Annotated in this window: 20 protein-coding genes and 1 pseudogene; 10 read left to right on the top strand and 11 right to left on the bottom strand. The window is 56.7% G+C overall.

Annotation, left to right across the window (positions count from 1 at the left end):
- Positions 1–7 precede the first annotated feature (7 nt).
- The gene (locus CAP48_RS03390) at positions 8–787 is read left to right on the top strand and encodes a TlpA disulfide reductase family protein (protein ID WP_161495187.1); all 780 of its coding nucleotides are present in this window, start codon (positions 8–10) and stop codon (positions 785–787) included.
- 59 nt (positions 788–846) lie between these two features.
- Here the strand turns inward: CAP48_RS03390 and CAP48_RS03395 are convergent, their stop codons facing one another.
- Positions 847–2,103, bottom strand: a complete 1,257-nt coding sequence (locus CAP48_RS03395; protein WP_100694576.1) for an MdfA family multidrug efflux MFS transporter — start codon at positions 2,101–2,103, stop codon at positions 847–849.
- Between the two features lie 168 nt (positions 2,104–2,271).
- Between CAP48_RS03395 and CAP48_RS03400 the strand changes: the two genes are divergently transcribed.
- Positions 2,272–3,045: a ferredoxin--NADP reductase gene (locus CAP48_RS03400; RefSeq protein WP_100694577.1), complete on the top strand. Its 774-nt coding sequence runs from the start codon at positions 2,272–2,274 to the stop codon at positions 3,043–3,045.
- A 58-nt stretch (positions 3,046–3,103) separates the two neighbouring features.
- Here the strand turns inward: CAP48_RS03400 and CAP48_RS03405 are convergent, their stop codons facing one another.
- Positions 3,104–4,951 carry a UvrD-helicase domain-containing protein gene (locus tag CAP48_RS03405; RefSeq protein ID WP_100694578.1) on the bottom strand — a complete coding sequence of 616 codons (1,848 nt, stop codon included), beginning with the start codon at positions 4,949–4,951 and terminating at the stop codon, positions 3,104–3,106.
- Positions 4,952–5,132: 181 nt separating this feature from the next.
- Between CAP48_RS03405 and CAP48_RS03410 the strand changes: the two genes are divergently transcribed.
- Positions 5,133–7,307 carry a malate synthase G gene (locus CAP48_RS03410; protein WP_100694579.1) on the top strand — a complete coding sequence of 725 codons (2,175 nt, stop codon included), beginning with the start codon at positions 5,133–5,135 and terminating at the stop codon, positions 7,305–7,307.
- Between the two features lie 417 nt (positions 7,308–7,724).
- Positions 7,725–8,576 carry a sulfurtransferase gene (locus CAP48_RS03415; protein WP_100694727.1) on the top strand — a complete coding sequence of 284 codons (852 nt, stop codon included), beginning with the start codon at positions 7,725–7,727 and terminating at the stop codon, positions 8,574–8,576.
- A 19-nt stretch (positions 8,577–8,595) separates the two neighbouring features.
- Here CAP48_RS03415 and CAP48_RS03420 read toward each other — a convergent pair whose 3' ends face one another.
- The 5 genes from CAP48_RS03420 to CAP48_RS03440 form a co-directional block, all read right to left on the bottom strand.
- Positions 8,596–9,018 (bottom strand): VOC family protein, encoded by a 423-nt coding sequence (locus CAP48_RS03420; RefSeq protein ID WP_100694580.1) that lies wholly within the window; start codon positions 9,016–9,018, stop codon positions 8,596–8,598.
- Positions 9,019–9,185: 167 nt separating this feature from the next.
- Positions 9,186–9,947: an SDR family NAD(P)-dependent oxidoreductase gene (locus tag CAP48_RS03425; protein ID WP_100694581.1), complete on the bottom strand. Its 762-nt coding sequence runs from the start codon at positions 9,945–9,947 to the stop codon at positions 9,186–9,188.
- A gap of 17 nt (positions 9,948–9,964) precedes the next feature.
- Entirely contained in the window at positions 9,965–10,690 is a 726-nt protein-coding gene (locus CAP48_RS03430) for an SDR family oxidoreductase (protein WP_100694728.1), read from the bottom strand.
- 5 nt (positions 10,691–10,695) lie between these two features.
- Positions 10,696–11,691: a tripartite tricarboxylate transporter substrate binding protein gene (locus tag CAP48_RS03435; protein ID WP_100694582.1), complete on the bottom strand. Its 996-nt coding sequence runs from the start codon at positions 11,689–11,691 to the stop codon at positions 10,696–10,698.
- Between the two features lie 222 nt (positions 11,692–11,913).
- Positions 11,914–12,822 (bottom strand): LysR family transcriptional regulator, encoded by a 909-nt coding sequence (locus CAP48_RS03440; protein ID WP_100694583.1) that lies wholly within the window; start codon positions 12,820–12,822, stop codon positions 11,914–11,916.
- Between the two features lie 112 nt (positions 12,823–12,934).
- On the opposite strand from CAP48_RS03440, the gene CAP48_RS03445 reads away from it, so the two are divergent.
- The 4 genes from CAP48_RS03445 (at position 12,935) to CAP48_RS03460 (ending at position 17,021) form a co-directional block, all read left to right on the top strand.
- Entirely contained in the window at positions 12,935–13,759 is an 825-nt protein-coding gene (locus CAP48_RS03445) for a TauD/TfdA family dioxygenase (protein ID WP_100694584.1), read from the top strand.
- Positions 13,760–13,976: 217 nt separating this feature from the next.
- A complete protein-coding gene (locus CAP48_RS03450; RefSeq protein WP_100694585.1) occupies positions 13,977–14,420 on the top strand; it encodes a DUF2946 domain-containing protein in 444 nt (147 codons plus the stop codon).
- Positions 14,421–14,506: 86 nt separating this feature from the next.
- Positions 14,507–16,150: a PepSY domain-containing protein gene (locus tag CAP48_RS03455; protein WP_161495188.1), complete on the top strand. Its 1,644-nt coding sequence runs from the start codon at positions 14,507–14,509 to the stop codon at positions 16,148–16,150.
- Positions 16,151–16,238: 88 nt separating this feature from the next.
- On the top strand, positions 16,239–17,021 hold the full coding sequence (locus CAP48_RS03460; protein WP_161495189.1) for a phosphodiester glycosidase family protein: 783 nt from the start codon (positions 16,239–16,241) through the stop codon (positions 17,019–17,021).
- Positions 17,022–17,089: 68 nt separating this feature from the next.
- Here the strand turns inward: CAP48_RS03460 and CAP48_RS03465 are convergent, their stop codons facing one another.
- The 4 genes and pseudogenes from CAP48_RS03465 to CAP48_RS20605 all read right to left on the bottom strand — a co-directional run.
- The gene (locus tag CAP48_RS03465; protein ID WP_100694588.1) at positions 17,090–18,007 is read right to left on the bottom strand and encodes a pseudouridine synthase; all 918 of its coding nucleotides are present in this window, start codon (positions 18,005–18,007) and stop codon (positions 17,090–17,092) included.
- 213 nt (positions 18,008–18,220) lie between these two features.
- Positions 18,221–19,612, bottom strand: coding sequence for a Re/Si-specific NAD(P)(+) transhydrogenase subunit beta (gene pntB / locus CAP48_RS03470; RefSeq protein WP_100694589.1), 1,392 nt, complete (start codon positions 19,610–19,612; stop codon positions 18,221–18,223).
- A 1-nt stretch (position 19,613) separates the two neighbouring features.
- A complete protein-coding gene (locus CAP48_RS03475) occupies positions 19,614–21,158 on the bottom strand; it encodes a Re/Si-specific NAD(P)(+) transhydrogenase subunit alpha (RefSeq protein WP_100694590.1) in 1,545 nt (514 codons plus the stop codon).
- A gap of 707 nt (positions 21,159–21,865) precedes the next feature.
- Positions 21,866–22,039: pseudogene (locus tag CAP48_RS20605) on the bottom strand (helix-turn-helix domain-containing protein); the annotation flags it as partial.
- Positions 22,040–22,149: 110 nt separating this feature from the next.
- On the opposite strand from CAP48_RS20605, the gene CAP48_RS03485 reads away from it, so the two are divergent.
- Positions 22,150–22,953: an enoyl-CoA hydratase gene (locus CAP48_RS03485; RefSeq protein ID WP_100694592.1), complete on the top strand. Its 804-nt coding sequence runs from the start codon at positions 22,150–22,152 to the stop codon at positions 22,951–22,953.
- The gene (locus CAP48_RS03490) at positions 22,950–25,139 is read left to right on the top strand and encodes an acetate--CoA ligase family protein (RefSeq protein WP_100694593.1); all 2,190 of its coding nucleotides are present in this window, start codon (positions 22,950–22,952) and stop codon (positions 25,137–25,139) included. The genes CAP48_RS03485 and CAP48_RS03490 overlap by 4 nt, the downstream gene beginning before the upstream one ends.
- The last annotated feature ends 67 nt before the right edge of the window (positions 25,140–25,206 follow it).

Consider the following 25,206-nt stretch of genomic DNA (forward strand, 5'->3'; position numbering starts at 1 on the left):
CTCTGCAATGGCAATAGGCCCTTTTTTCTTTGCGCCCATGGTTCTCGCGGTTATCGCTGGCGTGATTGTGCTGCTGGCCGGGTGTGCCGTGCTTACGCGACGGGTCAGCCCGCAATTTGATCGCTGGCCCTGGCTCGTTATGCTGATTGTGATTGCCAGTGCCAGGCTCGGCTTCGTCATTCGTCACTGGGACAGCTTTCTGGCCGAGCCTTGGCGTATTTTCTATGTCTGGCAGGGCGGGTTTGATATTGGCTGGGCGATTGCCGCGGCCGTTGCTTCGCTCGTGCTGTTGCAGGGTTGGCGCTTGCGTGCCTTTGGCGCCGCACTACTTGCCGGTGCCGGTGCATTGATGGTCGCGCTGGCGTTGCTGGTGCCTGGTCCGCTGGCCCAGCCGTTGCCGGCCATAGCGCTGTCTGGTCTTGATGGCCGGCTGCATGATCTGAAAGCGCTTGGCGGCCAGAAGGTGGTCATCAATTTATGGGCCACGTGGTGCGGCCCCTGTCGCCGCGAAATGCCCATGCTGGAGCAGGCAGCCCGACAGAATCCCGAGGTGCGATTCCTGTTCGTGAACCAGGGCGAATCGGCCGCCACCATTGAAAAATATTTGCAAGAGGAAAATCTGCAGATGGGCGAATGGATTCGCCTGGATCCGGACTCAAGCATGTCGGCACAGTTTCGTGCCCGCGGTTTGCCCACGACGCTTTTCTTTAACGATAATGCCTTGCGCCGCACCCAGGTGGGGGAAATCAGTCGCGAAGTGCTCAGCGAAAAACTGGACGGGCTATAAGGGCGTGTGTGGTTTGATCGCGGTGTGCCGGGGGCCGAATCACAGCCCCGGACACGCCATCATACCGCAGCAGCGGTGGGCCCCGGCGTTACCACGCGCATAGTCTTGCGCATGAGCGGGGGCGTTAACGCCGCAAATAGCAGCATCAGCAGCCCGTTCATAATGCACAGGGCGGCCAGTCCCCAATACACATAAACAAGCTTGAATAGTTCAATACCCACCGCCTGCATCAGCATCATGATCAGGCTCATGACGGCGGCCACCACGCCTTTGGGCTGCTCGGAAGCCATCAGCGTGAAGCGATACAGGACAGCAAAGCTGATTCCCTGGGCAAAGGCCGACAGAGCCAGTCCTCCCACCAGTCCCAGGTACTCAAAGGCCGGGAAAATCCCTGCCAGAATTAGCAGGGCGCCCCCGGCGACCATAAGCGGTATGGAAAAGAACACCGATTGCCCTACCGGAAACCGCGGCGCGTATTTGGCCAGCGCCAGATTGCCGACAATCAGGCTAACGAAAATGGGTAACTGGGACAGCCCATAGCCCATGTTTGTCATGCCCATATCCTTGATCAGAAAAACGGGCGACAAACCGATCCATACCAGCATGGGCAGCACGATGAGTGGAAAATATAGCGTCAGTTGCATGAACAGGCTGTTTTTGAGCACCCGTTTGTATTGCCGCCAAATCTGCGGCGCCGGCTGCTTGGGAAGCGCCAGATCGACCGTTTCGGGCATGTGCAGGAAAAGTCCGATGAGCGAGACGCAGGCGATAGTCGCGATGATGACAAATCCCCAATGCCAGGAGACGACGCTGATCAGCGCCGCGCCGGCCAGCGGCCCCAGTAACGGCGCCACCATGGAAATATTAGCCATCAGTGCCATGACGCGGATCGCCGTGAGTTCTTCAAACGCTTCCTGTATGCTGACATATCCGACGGCCGCGATAAAGCACAGGCCCATGCCTTGCAGGAAACGCAGGAGCATAAACCATTCGATGGTCGGCGCCAGCAGAATCAGAAGATTGGTAACGATGAAATACAGTACGCCTGCCAGCATGACCAGGCGTCGCCCGTAGCGATCTGATAATGGGCCGATCAGCCATGTCAGACAGGCCCCGCCCAGAATATACAGCGACATGGAAGAGGCCACCCAGGCGTCATCGACCCCATATTCGGCGGTAATGGTGAGCATGGCGGGCTGGACCATGTCATTGCCAATATAGGCGGACAGTTCATACAGCACCATGGCCAGGGGGAACAGCAACATGGACAGGCTGATAAACCGCTTATCTGAGGGCTTGCGCAAAGAGGGAGGCATGGGGAAACAACCAGGAAGATGTGCCAAATTATACCAAGGCGGCAGTGTAGCCGTGATTTAACCACTAAAATAAAAGGTTCTTTGATTAGCGACAAGTATTGTGGCTAGTACAATCGCAATAATTGTCCATTCTGTGTTTTTTTTATCCCCCTGAAGGTACGTTTTACAATGGCCGCATTTCTGGAAGGCAAAGTCCTCAGCATCCACCACTGGACAGACCGATTGTTCAGTTTTACCACTACCCGTGACCAGGCATTGCGTTTTTCCAACGGGCATTTCACCATGATCGGTCTGCCCGTCAACGGCAAGCCGCTGCTGCGCGCATACAGTATTGCCAGTGCAAACTATGAAGATCACCTGGAGTTTCTGAGCATCAAGGTACCAGATGGTCCTTTGACCTCGCGTTTGCAGCACATCAAGGAGGGCGACAGCATAATTGTTGGCCGAAAACCCACGGGAACGCTGCTGGTCGATTACCTGCTTCCCGGCAAGCGTCTGTATATGCTGGCCACGGGAACCGGTCTGGCGCCTTTCATGAGTCTGATCCGCGATCCGGAAACCTACGAGCGCTTTGACGAGGTGATTCTGGTGCACGGTGTTCGATATGCCAATGAACTGTGCTATCACGATTACATTACGAACGAATTGCCCAAACATGAGTTTCTGGGCGAAATGGTCTCGGAACAGCTGAAGTACTATCCAACGGTCACGCGTGAGTCTTTCCGCAACGAGGGCCGGATTACCGCATTGCTGGAGTCCGGAAAACTGTTTTCCGACCTGGGCGTGCCCGCGCTGAATCCTGAAACCGACCGCGCCATGATTTGCGGCAGTCCGGAAATGCTGCGTGACCTGAAAACGGCGCTGGAGCGTCGCGGTTTCAGTGAGGGCAACACTTCGCGCCCCGGCGCGTTTGTGATTGAACGGGCGTTTGCTGAGCAGTAACCCCGTCTGCCAGGCATAGTGCGCCGCGCTGACCGGTTTGGGCAAGGCGCGGGCGGGATTATTCGTCCATGCCGGCTGGTCGAAACAGTGTCAATGACTGGCGTGCCCGGGTGCAGGCCACGTAATAGCGGTTGCGCTCTACATCGGGGGCGTCGGTCTGATTGCGAAACGTTGTGTTTGCGCTGTCGTACACCAGGACGTGATCATACTCATGGCCTTTGGCTTCGGTAACGGTAAGCAGGGGAATGCCGCTGCGCGTACTGCAACGGGCCGCCACGGCGGTCAGTACCGTCGGCCAGTCACCGATAGCCACCGGATGCAGCTGCAGATACATCAATAGCCCGTCCCAGCCCTGAATGAGCGATTCGTCCAGCAGTCGTGGCGAAACCGCCTGATTTCTGAACAAATCGGCTTGTCTTGCAAAGTCCTTCAGTGAATCCGCGGCGCTCGCTTGCGGCAAGACAGGGCTGGTCAGCCAACGCTGCAGGGCATGCTTCAGGCTGGAGCCAAATACCGGTTCCTTCGCGCCAACCCAGTTGTCCATGTACATGCGCAGATCGCTGGGCGCCAGTTTGCCCTGAGCTAATTCGCGTATTGTATCGGGCGCCAGGCAGCCTGGCAGCGAAAAAAACTGCCGCAGCGCGAGCGGCAGTGAGCGCAACGGGACCGGCGCTTGTGGACAACGCAAGGCGAACAGGATTGTTGCGATGCCGATTGCCGGCGTGCTTCCCAACGGCCAGGCCAATTTGACCGACGGTGCGTGACATAGCAGGGAAAACGCCGCACGGATTCGGTCCGGGCCATGCCGGCAAACGATGCTTTGCTTGCCAAGTGGTGCAAGCGCGGCTGCATCTTCCCAATTGCCGCTGCAATGCATAACCGGCGTATCCGAGGCTGCTGCCGAAGCGATGGTTCGCCGCGTCAGTTCGCCAGCCAGCGTTGCCAGTTCCGGGCCGAATCGGTAGCTGGTCAGGCTGCTTACCCGCCGGGCGGAAAAATCCTGGACAAAGGCGTCAAAAACCAGCTGCGTATTGGCGCCGCGCCAGGCAAATATCGTCTGGTATCGATCGCCCACTGCCATCAGCTTGCTGGCATCACGTCCAATGCGCGACAGCAGCAGCCACTGCAATGGGGTGGTATCGTGAAATTCGTCGATCAGCATAAACCGGTAGGCGGCTGCGCTGCCGGGCAACACCGCGCCATTGTCCAGGGCCTCCAGCAGATCGTAAGTCGCTTCAGATACCAGTCGAAAGCCATACATGCCGGTGCTGCGCTCCGGTTTATGCGCCGGATCCAGCAGCGAGTCGTCCGGCTCTGCCGCTTCGGGCTTCCAGTGCGCGCGCAGGGCATCGTAACGGCGAAAGACGGCGCGAACCAGGGCCGGCGGATGGTGCAGGCCATCGCCGAAAGCGGCCTGTTCGTCGTCCGGGGATTCGGCCTGCCAGGCCAGACAGGCCCGATAGTAATCCAGGTCGGACATCAGTTTTTCCATGGCGTCCACCGAAAGCGCGGGCGCCTCTAGCATCGCGGCATCGTCCTCTTCAGAGACGCTTTGCAGGGTCTCGCAGACGTCGCTTACCAGCTCGGGCAGCAGATCGTTCACAATGGCATGTCGATCCAGCACATAGCGTTCATCACCAAGGCGCCGCAATAAAAAATGGGCCAGGCCGTCGATGGTGAAAATATGCAGATTCGCGTTGGAACCGGGTTCCAGGTGACGCGCCCGCATATAGTGTTGCAGGACATCACGGCCAGCACGGCTGAAGGTGACCAGCAGCGTGCGCCCCTGCGTCACGCATTGCTCCGCCTCCCGCGCAATCAGCGTGGTTTTGCCGCTGCCGGCCACCCCTTCGACCAGCAAAGCGCGATCAGGGTATTTGTCAAAGAGAAGGGGAACGCTTACCATGTTGAGAATAAATAAAAAATCAACTGCATTAATGTATACCTAAAGTAAATTCTCAAATGACTGCCTGCTGTCTTGAGGGGACCTGCGGGAGTCGTCATAATAGCAATTATCAGGGGAAAGAGCGGGCAAATACCAGAACCGCGTCACCCGACATCAACAAATCATCTATCTAGGAGCCAATATGACCGACCGTACCCAGGTTCACAGCCTTCAGATCGCCACCGTGCTGAAAAATTTCGTTGACCAGGAAGCCCTGCCAGGCACGGGCGTAGACGCTGACGCGTTCTGGAAGGGCCTGGATGCGCTGATTAACGATCTGGCGCCGGAAAACAAGGCGCTGCTGGCAGAACGCGATCGCATTCAGGCCAAACTGGATGAATGGTACCGCCAGCATCCCGGCAACATTGCCGATATGTCGGCGTATAAAGCCTTCCTGAAGGAAATCGGCTATCTGAAAGACGCACCCGATACGGTGCAAGTCAACACCAGCAACGTTGATTATGAAATTACCAACCAGGCCGGGCCGCAACTGGTGGTGCCCATCACCAACGCCCGTTATGCCCTGAACGCGGCCAATGCGCGCTGGGGCAGCCTGTATGACGCCCTTTACGGCACTGATGCGCTAAGCGAAGATGACGGCGCCACACGCGCAGGCGACTACAACCCCAAGCGCGGCGAAAAAGTCATCGCCTTCGCCCGCGATTTTCTTGACCAGACTATCCCGCTGCAAACCGGCTCGCACAAGGATGCAACGGCCTATACTGCAGAAAACGGCGCGCTGTCTGTGACCCTCGCCGATGGCAGCAAGACCACGCTGGCGGATGCGGACCTGTATCTGGGACACCGGGGCGATGCGGCGGCACCCGAGGCGCTGATTTTCCGCCAGAACGGCTTGCATTTTGAAGTGCAGATCGACAAATCCAATCCCATTGGCAAACAGGACAAGGCGGGCGTCAAGGACGTCCTGCTTGAAGCCGCGCTCTCTACCATCATGGATTGCGAAGACTCAATTGCAGCCGTAGACGCCGAAGACAAAGTGCTGGTATATCGCAACTGGCTCGGCCTTATGAACGGCACGCTGGCCGAAGAAGTGACTAAAGGCGGCAAAACCTTTACCCGCAAGCTCAATCCCGATCGCCATTACACCGGCAAGGACGGCAAGCCGGCATCGCTGTCCGGTCGCTCGCTCATGTTCATTCGCAACGTGGGTCACCTGATGACCAATCCTGCCATTCTGGACAAGGACGGCAATGAAACGCCGGAAGGCATCCTGGACGCGGTATTTACCACACTGGTAGCCATGCACGATCTGAAACGTGAAGGCGGCAATTCGCGCAAGGGCTCGATCTACATTGTCAAACCCAAAATGCACGGTCCCGATGAAGTGACTTTTGCCAGCAAGTTGTTCGGTCGTACCGAGCAACTGCTGGGTCTGGCGCCCAATACCATCAAAATGGGTGTCATGGATGAAGAGCGCCGCACCAGCGCCAATCTGAAGGCGTGTATTGCCGCTGCGGCCGATCGCGTCGCGTTTATCAACACCGGCTTTCTGGACCGTACCGGCGACGAAATGCACACCTCCATGGAAGCTGGCCCCATGATTCGCAAAGGCGATATGAAAAAATCGGCCTGGATTGATGCCTACGAAAAACGCAATGTGTTGTTTGGCCTGGCTTGCGGGTTGCAGGGCAAATCGCAAATCGGCAAGGGTATGTGGGCCATGCCCGACCTGATGGCCGATATGCTCGCGCAAAAAGGCGCGCAACTGAAAGCTGGCGCCAATACCGCGTGGGTACCTTCTCCCACTGCGGCGACCCTGCACGCGCTGCACTACCATCAGACCGATGTGGTGCAGGTGCAGAACAGCCTGAAAAATGACACCGACGAGCGTCTTGATGCATTGCTGACCATCCCTGTTGCCGAAAACACCAACTGGTCCGATGCCGAGAAGCAGCAGGAGCTGGACAACAATGCGCAGGGTATCCTCGGTTACGTGGTGCGCTGGGTCAGCCAGGGCGTGGGCTGCTCCAAAGTGCCCGATATCCATAACGTTGGCCTGATGGAAGACCGCGCCACGCTGCGCATTTCCAGCCAGCACATGGCCAACTGGCTGCGGCATGGCATCGTGACCGAAGAGCAGGTGATGGAAACCATGAAGCGCATGGCCGGTGTCGTGGACAAACAGAACGAAGGCGATGCGCTGTATCGTCCGATGGTGGGCAGTTTTGATACCTCTCCCGCCTTCCTCGCCGCTTGCGACCTGGTGTTCAAGGGTGTGGAACAGCCCAACGGCTATACCGAACCCCTGTTGCATGAGTGGCGCCAGAAAGCCAAAGCGCAGTACGGCATCAAGTAATGCCTGAACCGCTGTCACGACTGCTTTTCTGCGGGTCGTTGGCATGATAGACAAAACGGTCATCCATTCAGGGTGGCCGTTTTTTTTATTCGGAAGTGGTGACAGCACTGAACACGTTATGAGCGTTATGGGTTACAGGTTCCGTATCTTCGCTTTATCTTGATTTTGCCAGGCCATATCGGGCGATCGACGAAGTCCGCTATGGTCGATGACCGAGTCCTCCATGTTATCGTCATGCGCTCTCGGGGTGCACCGTGCATGCCGGCATGGCGTGTTATGCTTGAGTCGGGCGATTGGCGTGCAACAGCGATTCATGTGCCGGCACGCTCGATGACGCCTGAATGCAAACCGTATGGAAAGCAAGGCATTCCATACGGTTTGCATATCACTGCCCTCTCACAATCTGAAGAAAGAACGATGAAAGCAAATCCTCTTATTAGTGCACAGGAACTGTCAAACCTGTTGGACACCGCCAGCAACCTGGTCGTGTGTGATTGTCGTTTTGAATTGACCAATCCGTCACAGGGCTTGCAGCTTTATAACGACGGCCATATTCCCGGCGCCAGGCATGTGGATCTGGACCAGGTTCTGAGCATCAAGGGCGCGCCCGATGAGGGGCGCCATCCCCTGCCTGCCCGCGAGCATTTTGTGCGGGCCATGTCCGCCATCGGCATCAGCAACGACACCCATGTGGTGTGCTATGACGCCAATGATTCCATGTTCGCGGCCCGCCTGTGGTGGATGTTGCGCTGGATCGGTCATGCCAATGTGTCTGTGCTCGATGGCGGTTTTAATGTGTGGCAGCAGGGCGGGTATCCGGTGACGACCGAGCCGCCCCAGCCCGCAAAGGAAGGCATGCTGGCCTTGCGCGACTCATTGACCAAAACGGTGGACTATGAGGACGTACTGGCCAATATCAATTCAGCCGAAAGGATGGTGATCGATGCACGCAGCCCCGACCGGTTCCGGGGTGAAAATGAAACGCTGGATCCAGTCGGCGGGCACATTCCTGGCGCAGCCAACCGTTTTTTCAAGGATAACCTGCAAGCTGACGGCACGTTCAAAGATGCAGAGACCTTGCGTCGCGAATTGACGACTAGCCTGCAGGGACAGAATCCCGAGCGCGTGATCAGTCAGTGCGGGTCGGGAGTGACGGCCTGCCATAATCTGCTGGCCATGGAAGTGGCAGGCTTATCGGGTGCTGCACTCTATCCCGGGTCATGGAGCCAGTGGTCCAATACCAAGGGCGCGCCGGTCGGCCGGGAATAACTTGCAGGGGGCATGCCGCCTAGCCCAATGTGGCAAGCTCCGGGTTCCAGACCACTTCCCACAGATGACCGTCAGGATCCGCAAAATAGCCGGCATAGCCACCATAAAACGTGTCCTGTGCCGGTTTGATAATGGCTGCGCCGGTCGCTTGCGCTTGCTGCATAACGCGGTCCACTTCTTGTTTACTGTCCACATTATGCCCGATGCTAAGCTCAAGCGAAGAGCGCGGCGTGGTAGCCAGCCCGGTGTCTGCTGCCAGGCTCTTTCGTGGCCACAGGGCCAGTTTGAGACCCTCCTGTAAATTGAAGAATGCCACGGCGCCGTTCTCGAATTCTGTCCCGATTATGCCTTTGGTGGTCAGACCCAGCCCATCGCGATAGAAAGCCAGGGATTTTTCCAGATCGTCCACGCCCAGCGTCAGGACAGTGATATGGGGCTTCATGCGGTGCTCTCCTTAAAGACATTGCGGTCATGTCAACACGGACCGCGTACTATGACAAGTGACATTATCCTTCATGGTGGCATTGTCTGTCACTGCCGGAGGAAATAAACCATGTTGTTCAGCTTGCTGGCTCTTCAACAAGGAATCGTGCCGAGACACGCTTAATTTCACGGCATGAAACTGCCGCCGTTCACATCCAGAATCGCGCCCACTGAGTATCCCGCATGTTCACCGGTGAAATATGCCACCGCTTCGGCGACCTCTGCCGGCGCACCCATCCTGGCGGCCGGAATGGAGCTGGCCAAGCCACTGTTTGTTGTTGCGTCGACTGCCGCCGTCATGGCCGATTCGATACGCCCTGGAGCTACGCTGTTGACGGTAATCCCATATTGCGCGACCTCGGCCGCCAGGACGCGCGCAAACCCCACCGTGCCGGCCTTGCTGGTCTGGTAGTGGGCGCCGGGAACCGCAGTCCGGGTACGCGCTGCCTGGCTGGCTATCATTACGATGCGCCCCCAGCCACGGTGACACATGCTTTGCAGACAAGTGCGCGTAACCAGGAACATTCCCGTCAGGTTAACTGCCATTACCTTGTCCCACTCTTCCAGTGACATATCCATCACAGTACTTTTCTGTCCATTCACCTTGGGCGAAATACCTGCATTATTGATGAGAATGGCTAAATCTTCCCACCAATCTCCTAATTGTTCAGGCAGGGTGCTGACTGCTTGTGCATCGGTAATATCGATCTGAATGGCGCGTGCGTCGATCGCGCGTTCACGCAGCGTCTGCGCTGCGGCGTGGACAGAGGCTGCAATATCAGCCAGAACGATTCGATGCCCGTCCTGCGCGAGGCGCTCGCCAATCGCCAAACCGATCTTGCCCGATCCTCCGGTTATCAGCGCAACGGCCGATGTGTTATGAGCCATTGTTTTCCTGTCGTCGGTCATATCGGTGCTGCGCCAATGGAAAGTCCGCCGCAGACATACAAGACCTGACCCGTCATGAATCGCGCGTCGTTTGACAGCAGGAACGAGATCGGTCCCGCAATGTCTTCCGGTTCTCCAAGCCGACGCAAGGGAATTCGGTTGTGCAACGCGAGCTTTTCTTCTTCGGTCATGGGATTGTTATTATGATAAAGTTCCGTGCCAATGGGGCCCGGTGCTATGGCGTTGACGGTAATGCCGTGCCTGCCCAGCTCCAGTGCCCATGTGCGGGTATAACCGATTAACCCGCTTTTGGCTGCCGAGTACGCTGACCTTCGTGGCATGCCCAGCGCCGCCCGGCTTGAAATATTGACCACCGCACCCCGTTGTGAACGTATCATTGAAGGCAGGCACGCCTGAACACATTGCAACGGCGCACGCACATTGACCGCGAGAATGCGATCGAGTTCTTCAACGGATGTGTCTTCAACAGTACTGCTCGTGGTCAGTCCCGCATTGTTCACAATACTGTCGACTGCATGCTCGGTACAGATCCGGGCCAGTGTTTCGGCGGTAGCGCGTGCATCCGACAGATCTGCGCAGTAAAAACTGCCGGGAAAAGTCCCGTCAGGCGCCCGGCGTGCCAGGCCGATAACCGCATGACCGTCACGATAAGCGCGTTCGGCCAGCGCCAGTCCGATACCCCTGCTGGCTCCCGTAATAAGCACCGTTCTTTTATTTTGCATGGCCATCATTCTTTAGCCATAATACCCGAGGTTTTGACGACCCGCGCCCATTTCTCGACATCAGACTTGACCACATCCGAGAAGGCTTTTGGCGTATTCGGGCTAGGTGGCATACCCACGCCACGGTTGATCAGTGTCTCCTGCGTTTCTTTATCGGCGAGCGACTGATTCACTGCCTGATTCATTTTGTCAATGATGGGTTCGGCAGTTCCGGTTGGTGCAAAAAGCCCGAACCAGGTCTGAACAGCAAAGCCGGGCACGCCCGATTCATTCAACGTGGGAATGTCAGGCGTTGACGGCCATTTGTTTTCCGTCGTAACGCCAAGCGCAAGCAACTTGCCGGCATCCACGTTGGGCTTGACCGTTGGCATGTTATCGAAAATAGAATCGACCTGTCCGCCCAGTAGCGCGGTCATGGCCGGTCCGCTGCCATTGAAGGGGACATGCAGGATATCAGTATCGGTTTCGATTTGGAAAAGTTCACACGACATATGGATTGTAGAGCCCGTGCCGGATGAGCCACAGGTCAGCTTTCCCGGGTTTGCTTTGGCATAGTCGATATATTCCTTGACCGATTTAATGCCGAGTTTTGGATTGACGACCAGAAGATTGGGCACGATACCGAATAGCGATACCGCCGCAAAATCAGACGTAATGTCATAGCCGGCATCTTTATAGAAAGTGTGATTGATGGTGTTGGCAGCGCTGCCAACATAAAATGTATAGCCATTCGGTTTTTCACGTTTGGCCGCGACCGCGCCGATATTGCTGTTGGCGCCTGGCCGGTTCAGGACAACAATCGTCTGTCCCAGTTTCTCGGCGGTTTTTTTTGCAACAATGCGGGCCACAATGTCTGTGGTGCCGCCTGCCGCATAGCCGACAATCCAGTTGATGGGACGGTCTGGCCATTGTGCGTCATGGCCTGCTTGCGCATGGGCCGAAGAAATAACGCCGGCGGTCAATATGGCGGTGGTGCCTAGTGTCAATATTTTGTCGTTCATTTGAGTGTCTCCGAAGCCTCTTGTTTGTCATCATTCTTGATTTGATAGGCGTGCGATTAAAGATCATGCTGCCAGGCAGCGCGGACGCCGGTTGCTGATATCAGCAAAGGTATCATAGGAATTACCGGTGGTTTATACAATTTCAAGGGCCGATTATTAATCGTTTTGCTATAAATATAATTTTGTCCCTGCGCAGGATGCCAGGTGCATCAAAAAGAAAATTCAGCCCGCTGACCAATCGTCTTGCTTGAAATACGCGACGCAGAAATCGACAAAAGCCTGGGAGAACAGATTACTTGAATGTTGTTTGCGCGCGATGCCTACAGATAATTGCGGACTGGCCTGCGCCAGGGGAAGATATTTCACACCATATAGCGACAGATTGCGCTGGGACCTTGGTACCGGGCAAAAACCCTGTCCGGCTGCGACAAGGGCAAGCGCAGCATGCATGGTGGTTACCTGCAAGAAATCACTTGTTCTGACCTTGTGCTTGATGAACAAGTCACGAAACAGCGCGCGCGTACTGCCGCTGGCATGGTGACTGGGAAAACCTATCATCGGCTGACTATGCAGTTCGGTGACTGATATCTCTTTTCTGGCCCGGGTTTTCCAGCTCTCGGGAATTGCAATCCAGTAAGGTTCAGAGAACAGTCGCGTCACGACGATATCGGGTTCGTGCACCGGCTCCCTGACGAAGGCCAGGTCGACATTTTCATTGTTCAGAACGGCAATTTGGTTTTGAGTCGCATGTTCGACCAGCTTGAATCTGACATCTTTGCGGGTGCCGGACCACTGTGCCAGCAATCGCGGCAAGAATGTATAGGCGTGTGCATGCAATATGCCGAGGCGCAGCGTATTCATGTTCTGTAACCGGGCGTCGCGAATGACCTCTGCGCACTGATCAATATCAGCAAGAATGCGTCGGGCGTGAGGAAGAAGACTGATACCGTCATCGGTCAGCGAGACGCTTCGGGTCGTGCGACAAAAGAGAGTGCAACCCAGTTCCTGCTCCAGCGCACGAATATGCTCGCTTAAAGGCGGCTGGCTGATACCCAGTCGTTCTGCGGCGCGACTAAAGTGCTGTTCTTCGGCGACCGCGACGAAATAGCGCAATTTCTTTAGATCGATCATTTATCGCCTTTTCATATCAATAGATGGACAAAACGGTATTGGACTGCCCCAATAACGAACAATTATACTCCTCTCTATTGCTCATGCCAGAGCTCAATTGGAGGACCATTTTATGGAAATCAGGAAACTTACCGGGACTGTCGGCGCGGAAATTTTTGGTATTGATGTATCCAAACCGCTGTCGTCGGCTGTTCTTACCGACGTACGGCAGGCTCTGCTGGACCATTGTGTGATCTTTTTTCGCGACCAGCAATTGTCGATGCAGGAGCATATTGCCTTTGTGCAGCAATTCGGTGAGATTAGCACAAGCCCCGTCTACAAGACGCTTGAATCCCATCCGCAGATCATGCCGGTGATCAAGGAGGCAACGGATACCGGGATTATTGGAGATACGTGGCATACCGATGAAACATATCAGGAAACGCCGCCTCTGGGTTCGGTGCTGTATGCCCGACAAGTACCACCATTCGGGGGGGACACGCTCTGGTGCAATCTTTACCGAGCGTACGAGACGTTGTCGGACAGCATGAAAACGTGGCTTGACGATATGTGGGCCATCCATACCAATGAGTATCTGACCGGTAATATTGCCGCGCGCAATGAGGGGCGCTCTACCAAGCTGCTGGAAACGGTAGGAGTTAATCACGTTTCCCAGCCCGTGATTCGCACTCATGAAGAGACTCAAAGAAAACTGCTGTTTATCAATCGCCCATTCACGCACGCTTTCGAAGGCATGACGCGCGAGGAAAGCCTGCCGCTGCTCAACTATCTATATGATCACAGTACAAAACCCGAAAACACCTGCCGCTTCAGATGGCAGAAGGGATCCATCGCCTTCTGGGATAACCGCTGTACGATGCATTATGCCATTAATGATTATCCTGGGCAGCGACGGGAAATGCATCGTATTACCATCAAGGGCGTCAAGCCACGGTAAAAGCAAGCCCGTGTCAAAGCGCCAGGTGTACTGTGGTGCCCCTTGAATGCGGGGCAGCCTGATGTGCGACAATGATAGCGGGATGGATCGGTTTGTATATCAGTAGGCGTGGCGGCCGCGCACGCTAGCGTTGCTGTGCCTGTCGTGTTTTCGGGTAAACTGCAGGTATGCGGCAATTTCAGCCGTTACTCGCGACGAACAAACACCGATCACAGTAATGAAACGAACGACAGGCATTCGCATGACCGTATGGCTAGGCATCTTTGCAATATGCCTGGCCGCTTTCATGCCTGGCGTCAATGCCCTGAAAAACCACTATCAAGGCAGCGGGCATGATATTTTCACGGCCGATATCTGTTCGGGCGCGCAGACGCTGCCGGCGACTGGCGCCGATTACACTTCACATGACGAAATGCCGGTATTGCAGGCCGGTTTGGTCGACGGGCATTCACAGGCGCCGGCGGGTCATCATGCCGATCACGCGGCTGAGTGTCTTTATTGCGGCTTTTTCACCCATAACCTTCCTTTGCTGTACACGGCGCAACTGCCGGCCATGGCCTACGGATTCGTCAGCCGGATCGCGCCGCAACACCCGCGCACTTCTTATTATGCGCGACCAGCCTTTGTCCCTCTGTCCCGGGCGCCTCCCGCCCTTTCCTGAAAATGCGCTTTCCGTGCCGATGTGAGGCGGCGGCCTTGATGGCCGCGTCTTCTGTCGGTGCATCCGATCTGTTTTTCAGGAATTTGATGATGTCTCGTTCGCAACCCGCCACGGCCCAGAAGGCCGATACCGCGACTGCGGCTGCCGCCCTGTCGGTCGCGCGCTATGCCATGCTATGGCGCTGGCATTTTTATGCCGCCCTGTTCGTTATGCCACTATTGATCGTGCTCGGTATCACCGGCACCATTTATCTGTACAAGCCGCAAGTCGAGGCGGCCACCTACAAATCGCAACTTTATGTCGCGCCACAGGCATCGCCGCGACTGCCGCAGCAGATACTCTATGAAATCGCCCAGGACAGCACGCCGGGCGGCGCACCCATTCTGACGGCAGAAATACACAATGCGCCCGACCGTAGTGCGCAGTTTACGTATTCAGATCCTGTGCATGGCAAATCCAGCATTTTTCTGAATCCTTATTCCGGCCAAGTACTGGCCCAAATGCCTACGCTCAAAGCGAATGCGACGTACTGGATCGGCCTGGCGCGGCAGATTCATCGCGGTCTGCTGTTGGGAAAAACCGGTGAAATTGTGATGGAACTGGCTGCCTGCTGGACGCTGATCATGATAGGCACGGGCGTGGCACTTTGGTGGCCGCGCCGCAAAAAAGGCGCCAGGCTGGCAGTGCTGCCGGACGTAAAGAAAAAAGGTCGGTTATTCTGGCGGGAAATCCATGCCACGCTGGGCATTGTCCTGGCTGCAGGTGCCGTTTTTTTTGTGATGTCGGGCCTGCCGTGGACCAGCACCTGGGGCGCGCAATTTAAGCAACTGGTGGCGCAAGTCAATCTCGGATACCCGCCAGATCCGCCGGGAAGTACGTCGTCGCAACATGAAGGTCATGAAGGACATGGGACAGTAGATGCGCCAGCGCGCGTGCAGGACTTGCCGCTAGAGCATACGGCATGGGGCGCGGGATTGCTCGCAATTCCGCAATCGGCATCGCCTGTTACACACGCGGACACAGCCGCTGACACCCCAGCGGAACCGCCGACACAAGCCGGCAGCCAGGCGCATAGCGAGGGTCATGAGGCTCCCGCAGATCAGCATATTCCTGACATGCACGCCGCGCAGAGGGCGGCTGATGCCAACGGCATGGCCATGTTGGCAGATCATGGACGCCATGACGCAGCTGCCGAGCCGATATCGCTGGACCAAGTGATGGCGCTGGCTCACGCCAGCGACATTCCCGATGAGTATTCGATCGCGCTTCCTGCGGGGCGCTCCGGTGTCTATTCCGTATCCTATTACCCGGGCGACCCCACCGGAGAAAAAGTGATGAACGTGGACCAGTACAACGGTAACGTGATCAATGGCGTCGCCTATGATCAATATGGCCTGATCGCACGAATCATCTCGTTTGGCGTCTCTCTGCACATGGGCACCTATTTCGGCTGGGTAAATCAATTGCTTTGCGCCATGATTGCCCTGGGGCTGTGCGCCATGGCGGTGACCGGTTTTGTCATGTGGTGGAAACGCCGTCCTGCCGGTGGGCTGGGCGCACCCCGTATTCCAGATGTCTTGCCGAACATGCGCGGATGGATGATTGGCCTCGCGCTCTTTGGCATCGTATTTCCGATGACTGGGTTGAGCATGCTGGCGGTATGGTTGCTGGACCGTTGGTATCTGGCCAGGCGCCGCCGCCTGCATGGGCTGGATGCAAATACGATATGATGCCGGCATGACAGCGATATCGAACACCGATGATATGCGTTGGTATACTTTGTCCCTCGACAAACAACCCCACGGATGTTTTTGCTGTATGAAAACCCTGCTCGCTGCATTGACGGGATGGTGCCTGGGTGCACTCGTGCCTGCGATGGCACAAACCACTGAACAGGTTTCGCCATGCATTGCGCATACGACCAAGAATAATGCGCATGTGCATATCGTCAAGGTGGATCTGTCCTGTCCCTCGATCCAGCTGGTAGGAACCGCTGTCGGTACCGCGCCGACGACAGTCAAAAATTTTGCCTATCGCAACCGCCTTAATGTGGCAATCAACGCCTCGTTCTTTGATCCTCAGTACCGTCCACAGGGTCTGGTGATCAGCGACGGGCAGCGCTGGAGCAATACCCGCGATACGCGTCAGCATGCGTTTTTAGCCTGTACTGCCGAAAATCGCTGCCTGATTGACGCGCCCAACCATACCGCCAAGGTGAATGCCGAGTGGCATACGGTCATAGCAGGCTGGCAGAATCTACGGAGTGGCACCTATATTTGCGCACGGGGCGCCTCTGCCAGTTGCTACAGCAATGCGCGTGCCGCGCATCCGCGCACCTCTGTGGGGCTCAGCCCAGATCGACGCTGGCTATACATCATTGTCGTGGAGGGCAGGTTGACTGGTTTCGAAGGCTTTACCCTGAACCAGCTTGCCCGCCTGTACCGCTCGCTTGGTGTGCGTGATGCGATCAATCTGGATGGCGGCAGCAGTACGACACTTGTGATAAACAACACGCGCATGAATGTGCTGCCATCCCGTCAGCTGTTTCTGGAGCGCAGTGTTGCCAATCAGTTTGGCGTTCGCGATACATCGGCACGTTGACCACAACTCGTACCAACATTCCAAATGCTTTCTGCCTGCGACATGGCGCCTGCCAGCTCGCCCGGATGTCAGTCGCGAATTTGCGCTGCCATTTGTAACTGGCGCCGGCTCTCGAAATAGCGTTCAACACCGGTGACCGGATCGGTAAACTGCATGCTGCGCGCCAGCAGCTGTAGCGGATCTGTGAAGGTTTCGTCGGTACGTAGCGGCTTGAGCTTGGGATAGTATTCATCATTGCAAATGGGTATGCCCAGGGCGTTCATATGCACGCGCAGTTGATGTTTTTTTCCGGTTACCGGTTCCAGCCGGTAATGACCGTGAGTGTCGTTGTGAGCCAGCAGATCAATGTGGGTGCAACTGTTGGGGGGGCCGTCGATTTCATGCATGACAAAAACCTGGCCGCTGCGACGAATCAGGCTTTCCCGCGACAGCGGAAAGGTCAGGCCTGCGCGCCAGGGCGCGACCGCTTCGTAGATTTTGTGTACGGATCGCGTCTGAAATAATGTCTGATAGACGCCGCGCTGATTCCTGTCTGCACAAAAGACCAGCACGCCTGCCGTGTCGCGATCCAGCCGATGAATAGGGTTGATATGCGGGTTGCCCAATTGATCACGCAGCCGCACCAGCGCGGTCTGATGCAAATGGCGACCGCCCGGGATGCTGGCCATGAAGTGAGGCTTGTCGATGGCGATCAGCAGTTCGTCCTGATACAGAATATCAATATCGAACGGGACAACCGTTTCAACGGGCACCTCCCGGTAATACCAGAGCCAGGCATCAGGAGTGAACGGGCTGTCCAGCATAAACGCTTTACCCTGCGCATCAACCATATCTCCTTTGCGCAGTCGCTTCCGGATCATATCCGGATCCATATGCGGAAACTTGTTCAGCAGGAAACTCAGCAGATCCGGCCATGTTTCGCGGGGCAGATAGATACGGCTGGGAGCGACACCGTCTTTGACAGGAAGCGGAGGATGCACAGACATACAGCGGGCAAATTAGTAAAGGAAAAAGAAACGGAAAGAATAAAGCGGCCGGAAGAACACAAGAAAGCGCACGGTATGACAGTTGGAATGTCTAGCCGGCAGCACATTTGCAATATCCATCGTGTGCTGCCTGCTCGCTGAGGGAAGGCTGATGTTCTTGTCGCAATAGCGAAGACCGGCCCATTGGCAAACGGGCCAGTCTTTGCGATCTCGTTACTTCAGGGCGGCCAGAATGGCTTCGACAGTTGCCTTGGCATCGCCGAAACACATGCTGGAGTTATCGCGGAAAAACAGCGGGTTCTGCACGCCGGCATAGCCGGTGTTCATTGAGCGCTTGAATACCACCACGTCGCGCGCTTTCCACACTTCCAGTACGGGCATGCCGGCAATCGGGCTGGCCGGATCTTCGCTGGCAGCCGGATTGACTGTATCGTTGGCGCCAATGACCAGCACGACATCGGTATCGGAAAAGTCGTCATTGATCTCGTCCATTTCCAGCACGATATCGTAGGGCACCTTGGCTTCGGCCAGCAGAACGTTCATATGGCCCGGAAGGCGTCCCGCGACGGGATGGATGCCAAAGCGCACATCAGTACCCTGTTTGCGCAGCAAGGACGTGATTTCCGCGACTGGATACTGCGCCTGCGCGACCGCCATGCCGTAGCCGGGGGCGATCACGACCGAGCTGGCGCCCTTGAGCATCTCAGCCACATCTTCAGGCTTGATTTCACGGTATTCGCCGGTCTCTTCTTCGCTACTGCCACTGCTGCTGCCATCAGTACCGAACCCGCCGGCAATGACCGATACAAACGAACGGTTCATGGCTTTACACATGATGTAGGACAGGATCGCGCCAGATGAGCCGACCAGTGCACCCGTGACGATCAGCAGGTCATTGGCCAGCATAAAGCCCGCTGCCGCTGCAGCCCAGCCCGAGTATGAGTTGAGCATGGAAACCACAACTGGCATATCGGCGCCGCCAATAGAGGCGACCAGATGCCAGCCAAAGGCCAGCGCAATGATTGTCATGATGATCAATGCCGTGGTGGAGCCGCCGTTGGAGACGAATATCCACAACAGGATAAAAGACACAACCAGCGCAGCAGCATTCAGTTTGTGCTTGTGTGGCAAGGACAGCGGCTTGGAGCTAAAGCTGCCGCGCAACTTGCCGAACGCAACAATGGAACCGGTGAAGGTCACTGCGCCAATGAAGACGCCCAGGAACACTTCGGTCAGGTGAATATTGAGCAGCGCGCCTTCTGGCATGGCATGCTGTTGTACCTCGATATAGCTGTTATAGCCGACCAGCACGGCGGCCAGCCCCACGAAACTGTGTAAGACAGCAACCAGTTCAGGCATCTGGGTCATTTCCACCTTGCGCGACAGATGCAGGCCAATGGCCCCGCCGATCAGCATGGCGATGATCACCCAGATCACCGAGGCAGAGTTGGGACCCAAGATGGTTGCGATCAGGGCGATGGCCATCCCGGCCATGCCGAAACCGTTGCCGTAGCGGGCGGTTTCCTGGCGGGACAAGCCTGCCAGACTGGCAATGAAAAACAATGCCGCAATAATGTACGCGGCAGTAACAAATCCTGCACCCATCTTATTCTCCTTTGCCTTTCATGAACATTTTCAGCATGCGCCGTGTAACGAGGAAACCGCCGGCGATGTTGATGCTGGCAATCAGGACGGCGATAAAGGCCAGGATGTTGACCAGCCCCGAACCGTGGCCGATCTGCACTACTGCGCCGATCACGATAATGCCCGAAATGGCATTGGTGACCGACATTAGCGGAGTATGCAGCGCGTGCGTCACATTCCAGACCACGTAGTAGCCTACGACGCATGCCAGCACAAACACGGTGAAGTGCGACAGAAATTCTGCAGGGGCGTTGGCGCCGACCCAGGCAAAAGTCACACATACCAGCGCGAGAATACCGAATTTGAACGCTGCCGATTTTGGCGGCTTGACCGGTTTGGGCTCTGGTTTTTGCGCGGCCGGCTTGCTGCTTGCCGCAGAGACCTGTATGGGCGGCGGCGGATAGGTTACGCTGCCGTTATGCACAACCGTCATATTGCGAAACACGGTATCTTCCTGGTCCAGCTGGATCTGTCCGTCTTTTTCCTTGCTCATGAGCTTGCTCAGATTCACAAGGTTGGTGGCGTACAGCTGGGACGACTGGGCAGGCAGGCGACCGGGCAGGTCTGTGTAGCCGATGACTTTGACGCCGGATGCGGTCGTGATAACCTGACCGGGCTCGGTATATTCGCAGTTGCCGCCAGCTGCGGCAGCCATATCCACAATGACCGAACCGGGCCGCATGGAATCGACCATTTCACGCGTGATCAGCTTGGGAGCCGGTTTGCCGGGAATCAGGGCGGTGGTGATGATGATATCCACCTCTTTTGCCTGTTCGGCAAACAGAGCCATTTCGGCCTTGATGAATTCTTCTGACATGGTTTTGGCATAGCCGTCGGAAGACGAGCCATTTTCATCGCCAAAATCCAGTTTGAGGAACTGGCCGCCCATCGACTCGATTTGTTCTGCCACTTCCAGGCGGGTATCGAACGCGCGTACGATGGCACCCAGCGATCCTGCCGTTCCAATAGCCGCCAGGCCGGCGACACCCGCGCCGATGACCAGCACTTTGGCTGGCGGCACTTTGCCGGCAGCGGTGATCTGGCCGGTAAAAAAACGCCCGAAATGATGCGCCGCTTCAATAACGGCTCGATAGCCGCCGATATTGGCCATGGAGGACAAGGCATCCAGGGACTGGGCGCGGGAAATTCGCGGGACCATATCCATTGCCAGGACCGTAATGCCGTGTTCCGACAGTTTCTGCACGAGTTCGGGATTTTGAGCCGGCCAGATAAAGCTGACCAGCGTGGCGCCCGTTTTCATGCGGGTAATTTCAGTATCTTCCGGCGCATTAACCTTATACACAAGATCAGATTGCCACACCTGATCGGCAGGGGCGATGCTGGCGCCTGCCTTTTCGTAGGCGGCATCGTCAAAACTTGCTGCTGCGCCTGCGCCCGATTCGATCACAACTGTGAACCCCAGCTTGAGCAGCTGTTCTACCGAGGAGGGCGTGGCAGCAACACGCGTCTCCCCGGCAAGTTGTTCTTTTACTATCCCTATCTGCATGCAGATCTCCTTTGTATCTCCCCTTTTTTTGGGGCGTCGGTAACCGAAAGGTTACATCATACGGCGGCTGACATGTTTTGCAAGGCGATTTAGCCGATCGGCTGTATTTGATTTCTGCCCGGATATCCATGAACCTGCCATGCAGAACACTCGTCCATAAGCAATCGACCCATCTGCGCACGCCGTTGGCCGGTCAGCCTGGGGCTGATCGCGCCAAAGCTGAAAGCCACTTGCGTAATGGCCGAGACGGAAAACGCGAAACCGACGCCCGCGATTCCCGGGGTTATCGTGCTTTCTATGGACGCGTAGCCATTGCGCCGGGTCAGGTGGCATTTTTCCAGCAGCTTCGGTAGCGACATGGCCGCTTTTCGATACGTGTCCTGATGCCGTTTGTAAATCACTTCGATTTCGGCATCAGTATGCGTGGCGAGCAGGGCCAGGCCGCCAGCGCCGATTCCCAGAAGCCGTTTCTCGCCGACGCCGATAGTGAATATGCGTACCGGAAACGCGCCATGCTCCCGCAGCAGGCACAGCACATAATCTCCCTGTTCAATGACCAGAAAGACAGTGTCTTCCGACAGGCGTGACAGTTTCATGGCCAGCGGGCGCAATTCCTCGATGACCGGCAGGTGGTGCATGGTTGAAAACCCCATTTGCATGGCGTCGATGCCCAGTTGGAATCGCTTGCCGCCCGTCTCGCGGCGTGCAAAGTTTTCTTCGAGCAGGCAGTTAAGCAGCCGGTGTGCCGTCGAGCGCTCCAGGCCGCTCATGGCGGTCAGCTCGCTCAGCGTCAGTCCCTGTTCATTGTGCTGCGCGATCAGCCGCAGCAACGAGAGCGCACGGCGGATGCTCTGGGCACCCGCTTGCTGTTTGATGTCCATAATGTGGGAATTTATTAAGAAAGATTTTGTATTGTAGGAGTAGATGATGCGTTAATGCAATCAAAAGCGACATTCGACAATTGCCCGCGACGGGTATACAGGAAGGGACAATGAACTATCAGCATATTCAGATAACAGACCAGGACGTCATACGCACAGTGACACTGGCGCGTGCCGGGGCGCGCAACGCGCAGAGCCAGGCGCTGCTGGACGAACTGGATCAGGCCATGCGCGAGGCGGCGGCAGACGATGCCGTCAGGGTTGTGATCATTGGCGGCGAGGGCGACCATTTTTCTGCCGGGCATGATTTGAAGGAAGCGCAGGCCAGTCGCGCCGACTTCAGCGTGGAACAGCGCTGGGCCTACGAGTCGCTGCGATACTTTGATTACTGCATGAGGATTTGGGATTTTCCAAAGCCGGTGATTGCGCGGGTGCAGGGGGCGTGCGTGTCTGGCGGCTTCATGATAGCGAATATGTGCGACCTTGTGGTGTGCTCGGACGATGCCTTTTTCTCCGATCCCGTGTGTCATACGCTGGCGGCGGCTGCCACGGAAGTGTTAATTCATCCCTGGGTAATGGGATTGCGTCGTGCAAAGGAAATGTTGTTTACCGGCGAACGCGTCAATGCCGAGCAGGCCTTGCAAATGGGAATGGTCAACCGCGTGGTGTCGCGCGCGCAATTGAATGACGAAACCATGGCGCTGGCGCAACGAGTTGCAGCGGCTCCGCCGTTTGCACTCACGCTGGTCAAAAAATCCTTGAATCGCACGCTGGATGCCCAGGGTTTACGTACTGCGCTGTCTGCGCACTTTGACCTTCATCAACTTTCACATATGAGCGACGAGTTCGCCCAGGTCAAGAAAAAAGGCCTGGCTCAGGCGATCCAGCGCAACAAGAGTGGTGGCAGCGCATGAGTCTTGAACCGCTATTGAATCCGCGCTCTATTGCCATGATCGGGGCCAGCGATAATGCCGGGCGCATTGGCGGCATGCCGCTGGAGCTGTTGTCGCGTTTCGGCTATGCCGGAGACGTCTATCCGGTGAATCCGAAATACACCGAGGTCTTCGGCTATCGCTGCTATGCGCAGGTCGAAGATTTGCCTGCGGTGCCCGACCTGGCTGTACTGGCCATAGGCGCCCGCGATGTGACGGCCATGTTGCGACGTTGCCATGCCGTTGGCATTCGCGCAGCCGTGGTATATGCAGCCGGCTTTGCTGAGGAGGGCGAAGCAGGAGCGCAGTTGCAGCAAGAACTGGAACAGTTTTGCGCCCAAAGCGGCATGCAGGTGGCCGGGCCCAATTGCATGGGGTTGGCTAATCTGAATACACGCGCCTTTACGGCGTTTGCCGCTATTTTTAAAACAGCCAGCATGCAAAGCGGCCAGGGATGTGTCAGCGTGCTCACGCAAAGCGGCAACGTGTGTTCTGCGCTATACGGCCTGGTGCGTGCCCATGATCTGCCGGTTTCGCATTTCATCAATACCGGCAACGAGGCGACAGTGGATTTTGCCCGGTATCTTGAGTACCTGGCCGAGGATCCGCAAACTGAGATTGTGCTGGGCTATGTTGAACAAATTCGCGATGGCCGGCGTTTCATTGAGGCCTGCCGACGCTTTCAGGCGCAGGGCAAAGTGCTGGTCGTACTCAAGGCCGGTGTGACGGAAAAGGGGGCGGTGGCCGTGCAGTCGCATACTTCTGCATTGGCGGGCGATCAACAGATATACGATGCAGCCTTTCGCGACTTGAATGTGATTGCTGCAGACGACTTTGCGCAAATGGCCAATATTGCCATGCTGGCGGGGCTTGCCCACCGGACCGCGGGTGAGCGCATTGGGGTGGTAACCATGTCCGGTGCGCTGGGCGCCATCCTGACGGACCGCTTCATACAGGCCGGCTTGCAATTGCCCGATCTTCCGGATGATGTACAGGCCCAATTGCGCCAGGGCGTCCCCAGTTACGGAATGGTCAGCAATCCGGTCGATGTGACCGGCAATATTGTCAACGATCCGCAATTTATCACACAGGTATTACAGGCGCTGGCGGTCACGCCGGCTCTGGATGTCGTTGTGATCAACGCGCCCGGTTATATGCTGGATCGCATGGCGCAGCCTCTGATTGATGTGGTACGCGAGTATCCGCGCCTTTTTGTTGCGATCGACACCGGCAACGCGAATAGTCGCCAGCGCTTGCGCGAGGCAGGCGTCGCCGTGTTCGACGATTTGGGACATGCAGTCAGGGCATTGGGGCCGTTTCTGACCTGGCAGGCGCGTCGCGCCCAAGGCACCGGATTCGCCGAGGATGCCAGCCAGGACAGGGCCGGTCTCGACCCGAAGCCGCACAGCTTGCAAAATGAACCCCGCGTTGCAGGCGATGATGTTTGCATTACCGTGCCAGGCCTGCCCTGCCATGAAGGCGATGCCCGCCGCTACCTGGCAGGCTTCGGATTGCCTGATCGAAAAGTGCATATCGCACGCTCATCGCAAGACGCCGCGGCGCTGGCCGAAAGGCTGGGCGTGCCGCTGGCGATGAAAGTGGTCAGTGCCGATCTGGCGCATAAGACCGAAGCCGGCGGCGTGCTGCTTGATATCGTCGGTGGCCAATCCGCAGCACGGGCCTATGATCGCATTCTGGACAATTGCCGCAGCTATCAGCCGCAGGCGTCGATTGCAGGTGTGATGGTCAGCCCAATGCAGCAGGGCGTGGCCGAATTACTGGTAGGCGCCACCCGTGACCCGGTATTCGGCCCGGTGCTCACTGTCGCGCTGGGCGGAATCATGACTGAAATATATCGCGATACCGCCCATGCCTTGCTGCCGATTACCCATAGCCAGGCGTTGCAACTGTTGCGCAGCCTGAAAGCTTTTGCGCTGCTGGACGGATTTCGCGGCCGCCCGCGCGCAGACGTGGATGCTACTGCGCAGGCCATGGTCGCTGTGGGTCAGGCGTTTTTGGCAGGCCAGCCCATACTGGAGCAGATCGAAATCAACCCCTTGCTGGTGCGCGAAGCCGGGCAGGGCGTGGCCATGCTCGATGCCCTGTTGATTGGCGGGACCCCGGCTCCAGTGCCGATACCGGTACAGCCATCAGGAGTCCAGGCATGACCGCTCTACTGTGCTTTGGTCTGCGTGAATCAGCGATTGCAGCGATGGGCAAGGCAGGGAGCCGGTA

Source organism: Advenella sp. S44, from assembly GCF_002810445.1.
Lineage (GTDB): Bacteria > Pseudomonadota > Gammaproteobacteria > Burkholderiales > Burkholderiaceae_B > Advenella.

Excerpts from the sequence above, each read along its gene's own strand:
- CAP48_RS03390 (WP_161495187.1), top strand. The coding sequence starts at position 8 with ATGGCAATAGGCCCTTTTTTCTTTGCGCCCATGGTTCTCGCGGTTATC.
- CAP48_RS03395 (WP_100694576.1), bottom strand. The coding sequence starts at position 2,103 with ATGCCTCCCTCTTTGCGCAAGCCCTCAGATAAGCGGTTTATCAGCCTG.
- CAP48_RS03400 (WP_100694577.1), top strand. The coding sequence starts at position 2,272 with ATGGCCGCATTTCTGGAAGGCAAAGTCCTCAGCATCCACCACTGGACA.
- CAP48_RS03405 (WP_100694578.1), bottom strand. The coding sequence starts at position 4,951 with ATGGTAAGCGTTCCCCTTCTCTTTGACAAATACCCTGATCGCGCTTTG.
- CAP48_RS03410 (WP_100694579.1), top strand. The coding sequence starts at position 5,133 with ATGACCGACCGTACCCAGGTTCACAGCCTTCAGATCGCCACCGTGCTG.
- CAP48_RS03415 (WP_100694727.1), top strand. The coding sequence starts at position 7,725 with ATGAAAGCAAATCCTCTTATTAGTGCACAGGAACTGTCAAACCTGTTG.
- CAP48_RS03420 (WP_100694580.1), bottom strand. The coding sequence starts at position 9,018 with ATGAAGCCCCATATCACTGTCCTGACGCTGGGCGTGGACGATCTGGAA.
- CAP48_RS03425 (WP_100694581.1), bottom strand. The coding sequence starts at position 9,947 with ATGGCTCATAACACATCGGCCGTTGCGCTGATAACCGGAGGATCGGGC.
- CAP48_RS03430 (WP_100694728.1), bottom strand. The coding sequence starts at position 10,690 with ATGCAAAATAAAAGAACGGTGCTTATTACGGGAGCCAGCAGGGGTATC.
- CAP48_RS03435 (WP_100694582.1), bottom strand. The coding sequence starts at position 11,691 with ATGAACGACAAAATATTGACACTAGGCACCACCGCCATATTGACCGCC.
- CAP48_RS03440 (WP_100694583.1), bottom strand. The coding sequence starts at position 12,822 with ATGATCGATCTAAAGAAATTGCGCTATTTCGTCGCGGTCGCCGAAGAA.
- CAP48_RS03445 (WP_100694584.1), top strand. The coding sequence starts at position 12,935 with ATGGAAATCAGGAAACTTACCGGGACTGTCGGCGCGGAAATTTTTGGT.
- CAP48_RS03450 (WP_100694585.1), top strand. The coding sequence starts at position 13,977 with ATGAAACGAACGACAGGCATTCGCATGACCGTATGGCTAGGCATCTTT.
- CAP48_RS03455 (WP_161495188.1), top strand. The coding sequence starts at position 14,507 with ATGATGTCTCGTTCGCAACCCGCCACGGCCCAGAAGGCCGATACCGCG.
- CAP48_RS03460 (WP_161495189.1), top strand. The coding sequence starts at position 16,239 with ATGAAAACCCTGCTCGCTGCATTGACGGGATGGTGCCTGGGTGCACTC.
- CAP48_RS03465 (WP_100694588.1), bottom strand. The coding sequence starts at position 18,007 with ATGTCTGTGCATCCTCCGCTTCCTGTCAAAGACGGTGTCGCTCCCAGC.
- pntB (WP_100694589.1), bottom strand. The coding sequence starts at position 19,612 with ATGGGTGCAGGATTTGTTACTGCCGCGTACATTATTGCGGCATTGTTT.
- CAP48_RS03475 (WP_100694590.1), bottom strand. The coding sequence starts at position 21,158 with ATGCAGATAGGGATAGTAAAAGAACAACTTGCCGGGGAGACGCGTGTT.
- CAP48_RS03485 (WP_100694592.1), top strand. The coding sequence starts at position 22,150 with ATGAACTATCAGCATATTCAGATAACAGACCAGGACGTCATACGCACA.
- CAP48_RS03490 (WP_100694593.1), top strand. The coding sequence starts at position 22,950 with ATGAGTCTTGAACCGCTATTGAATCCGCGCTCTATTGCCATGATCGGG.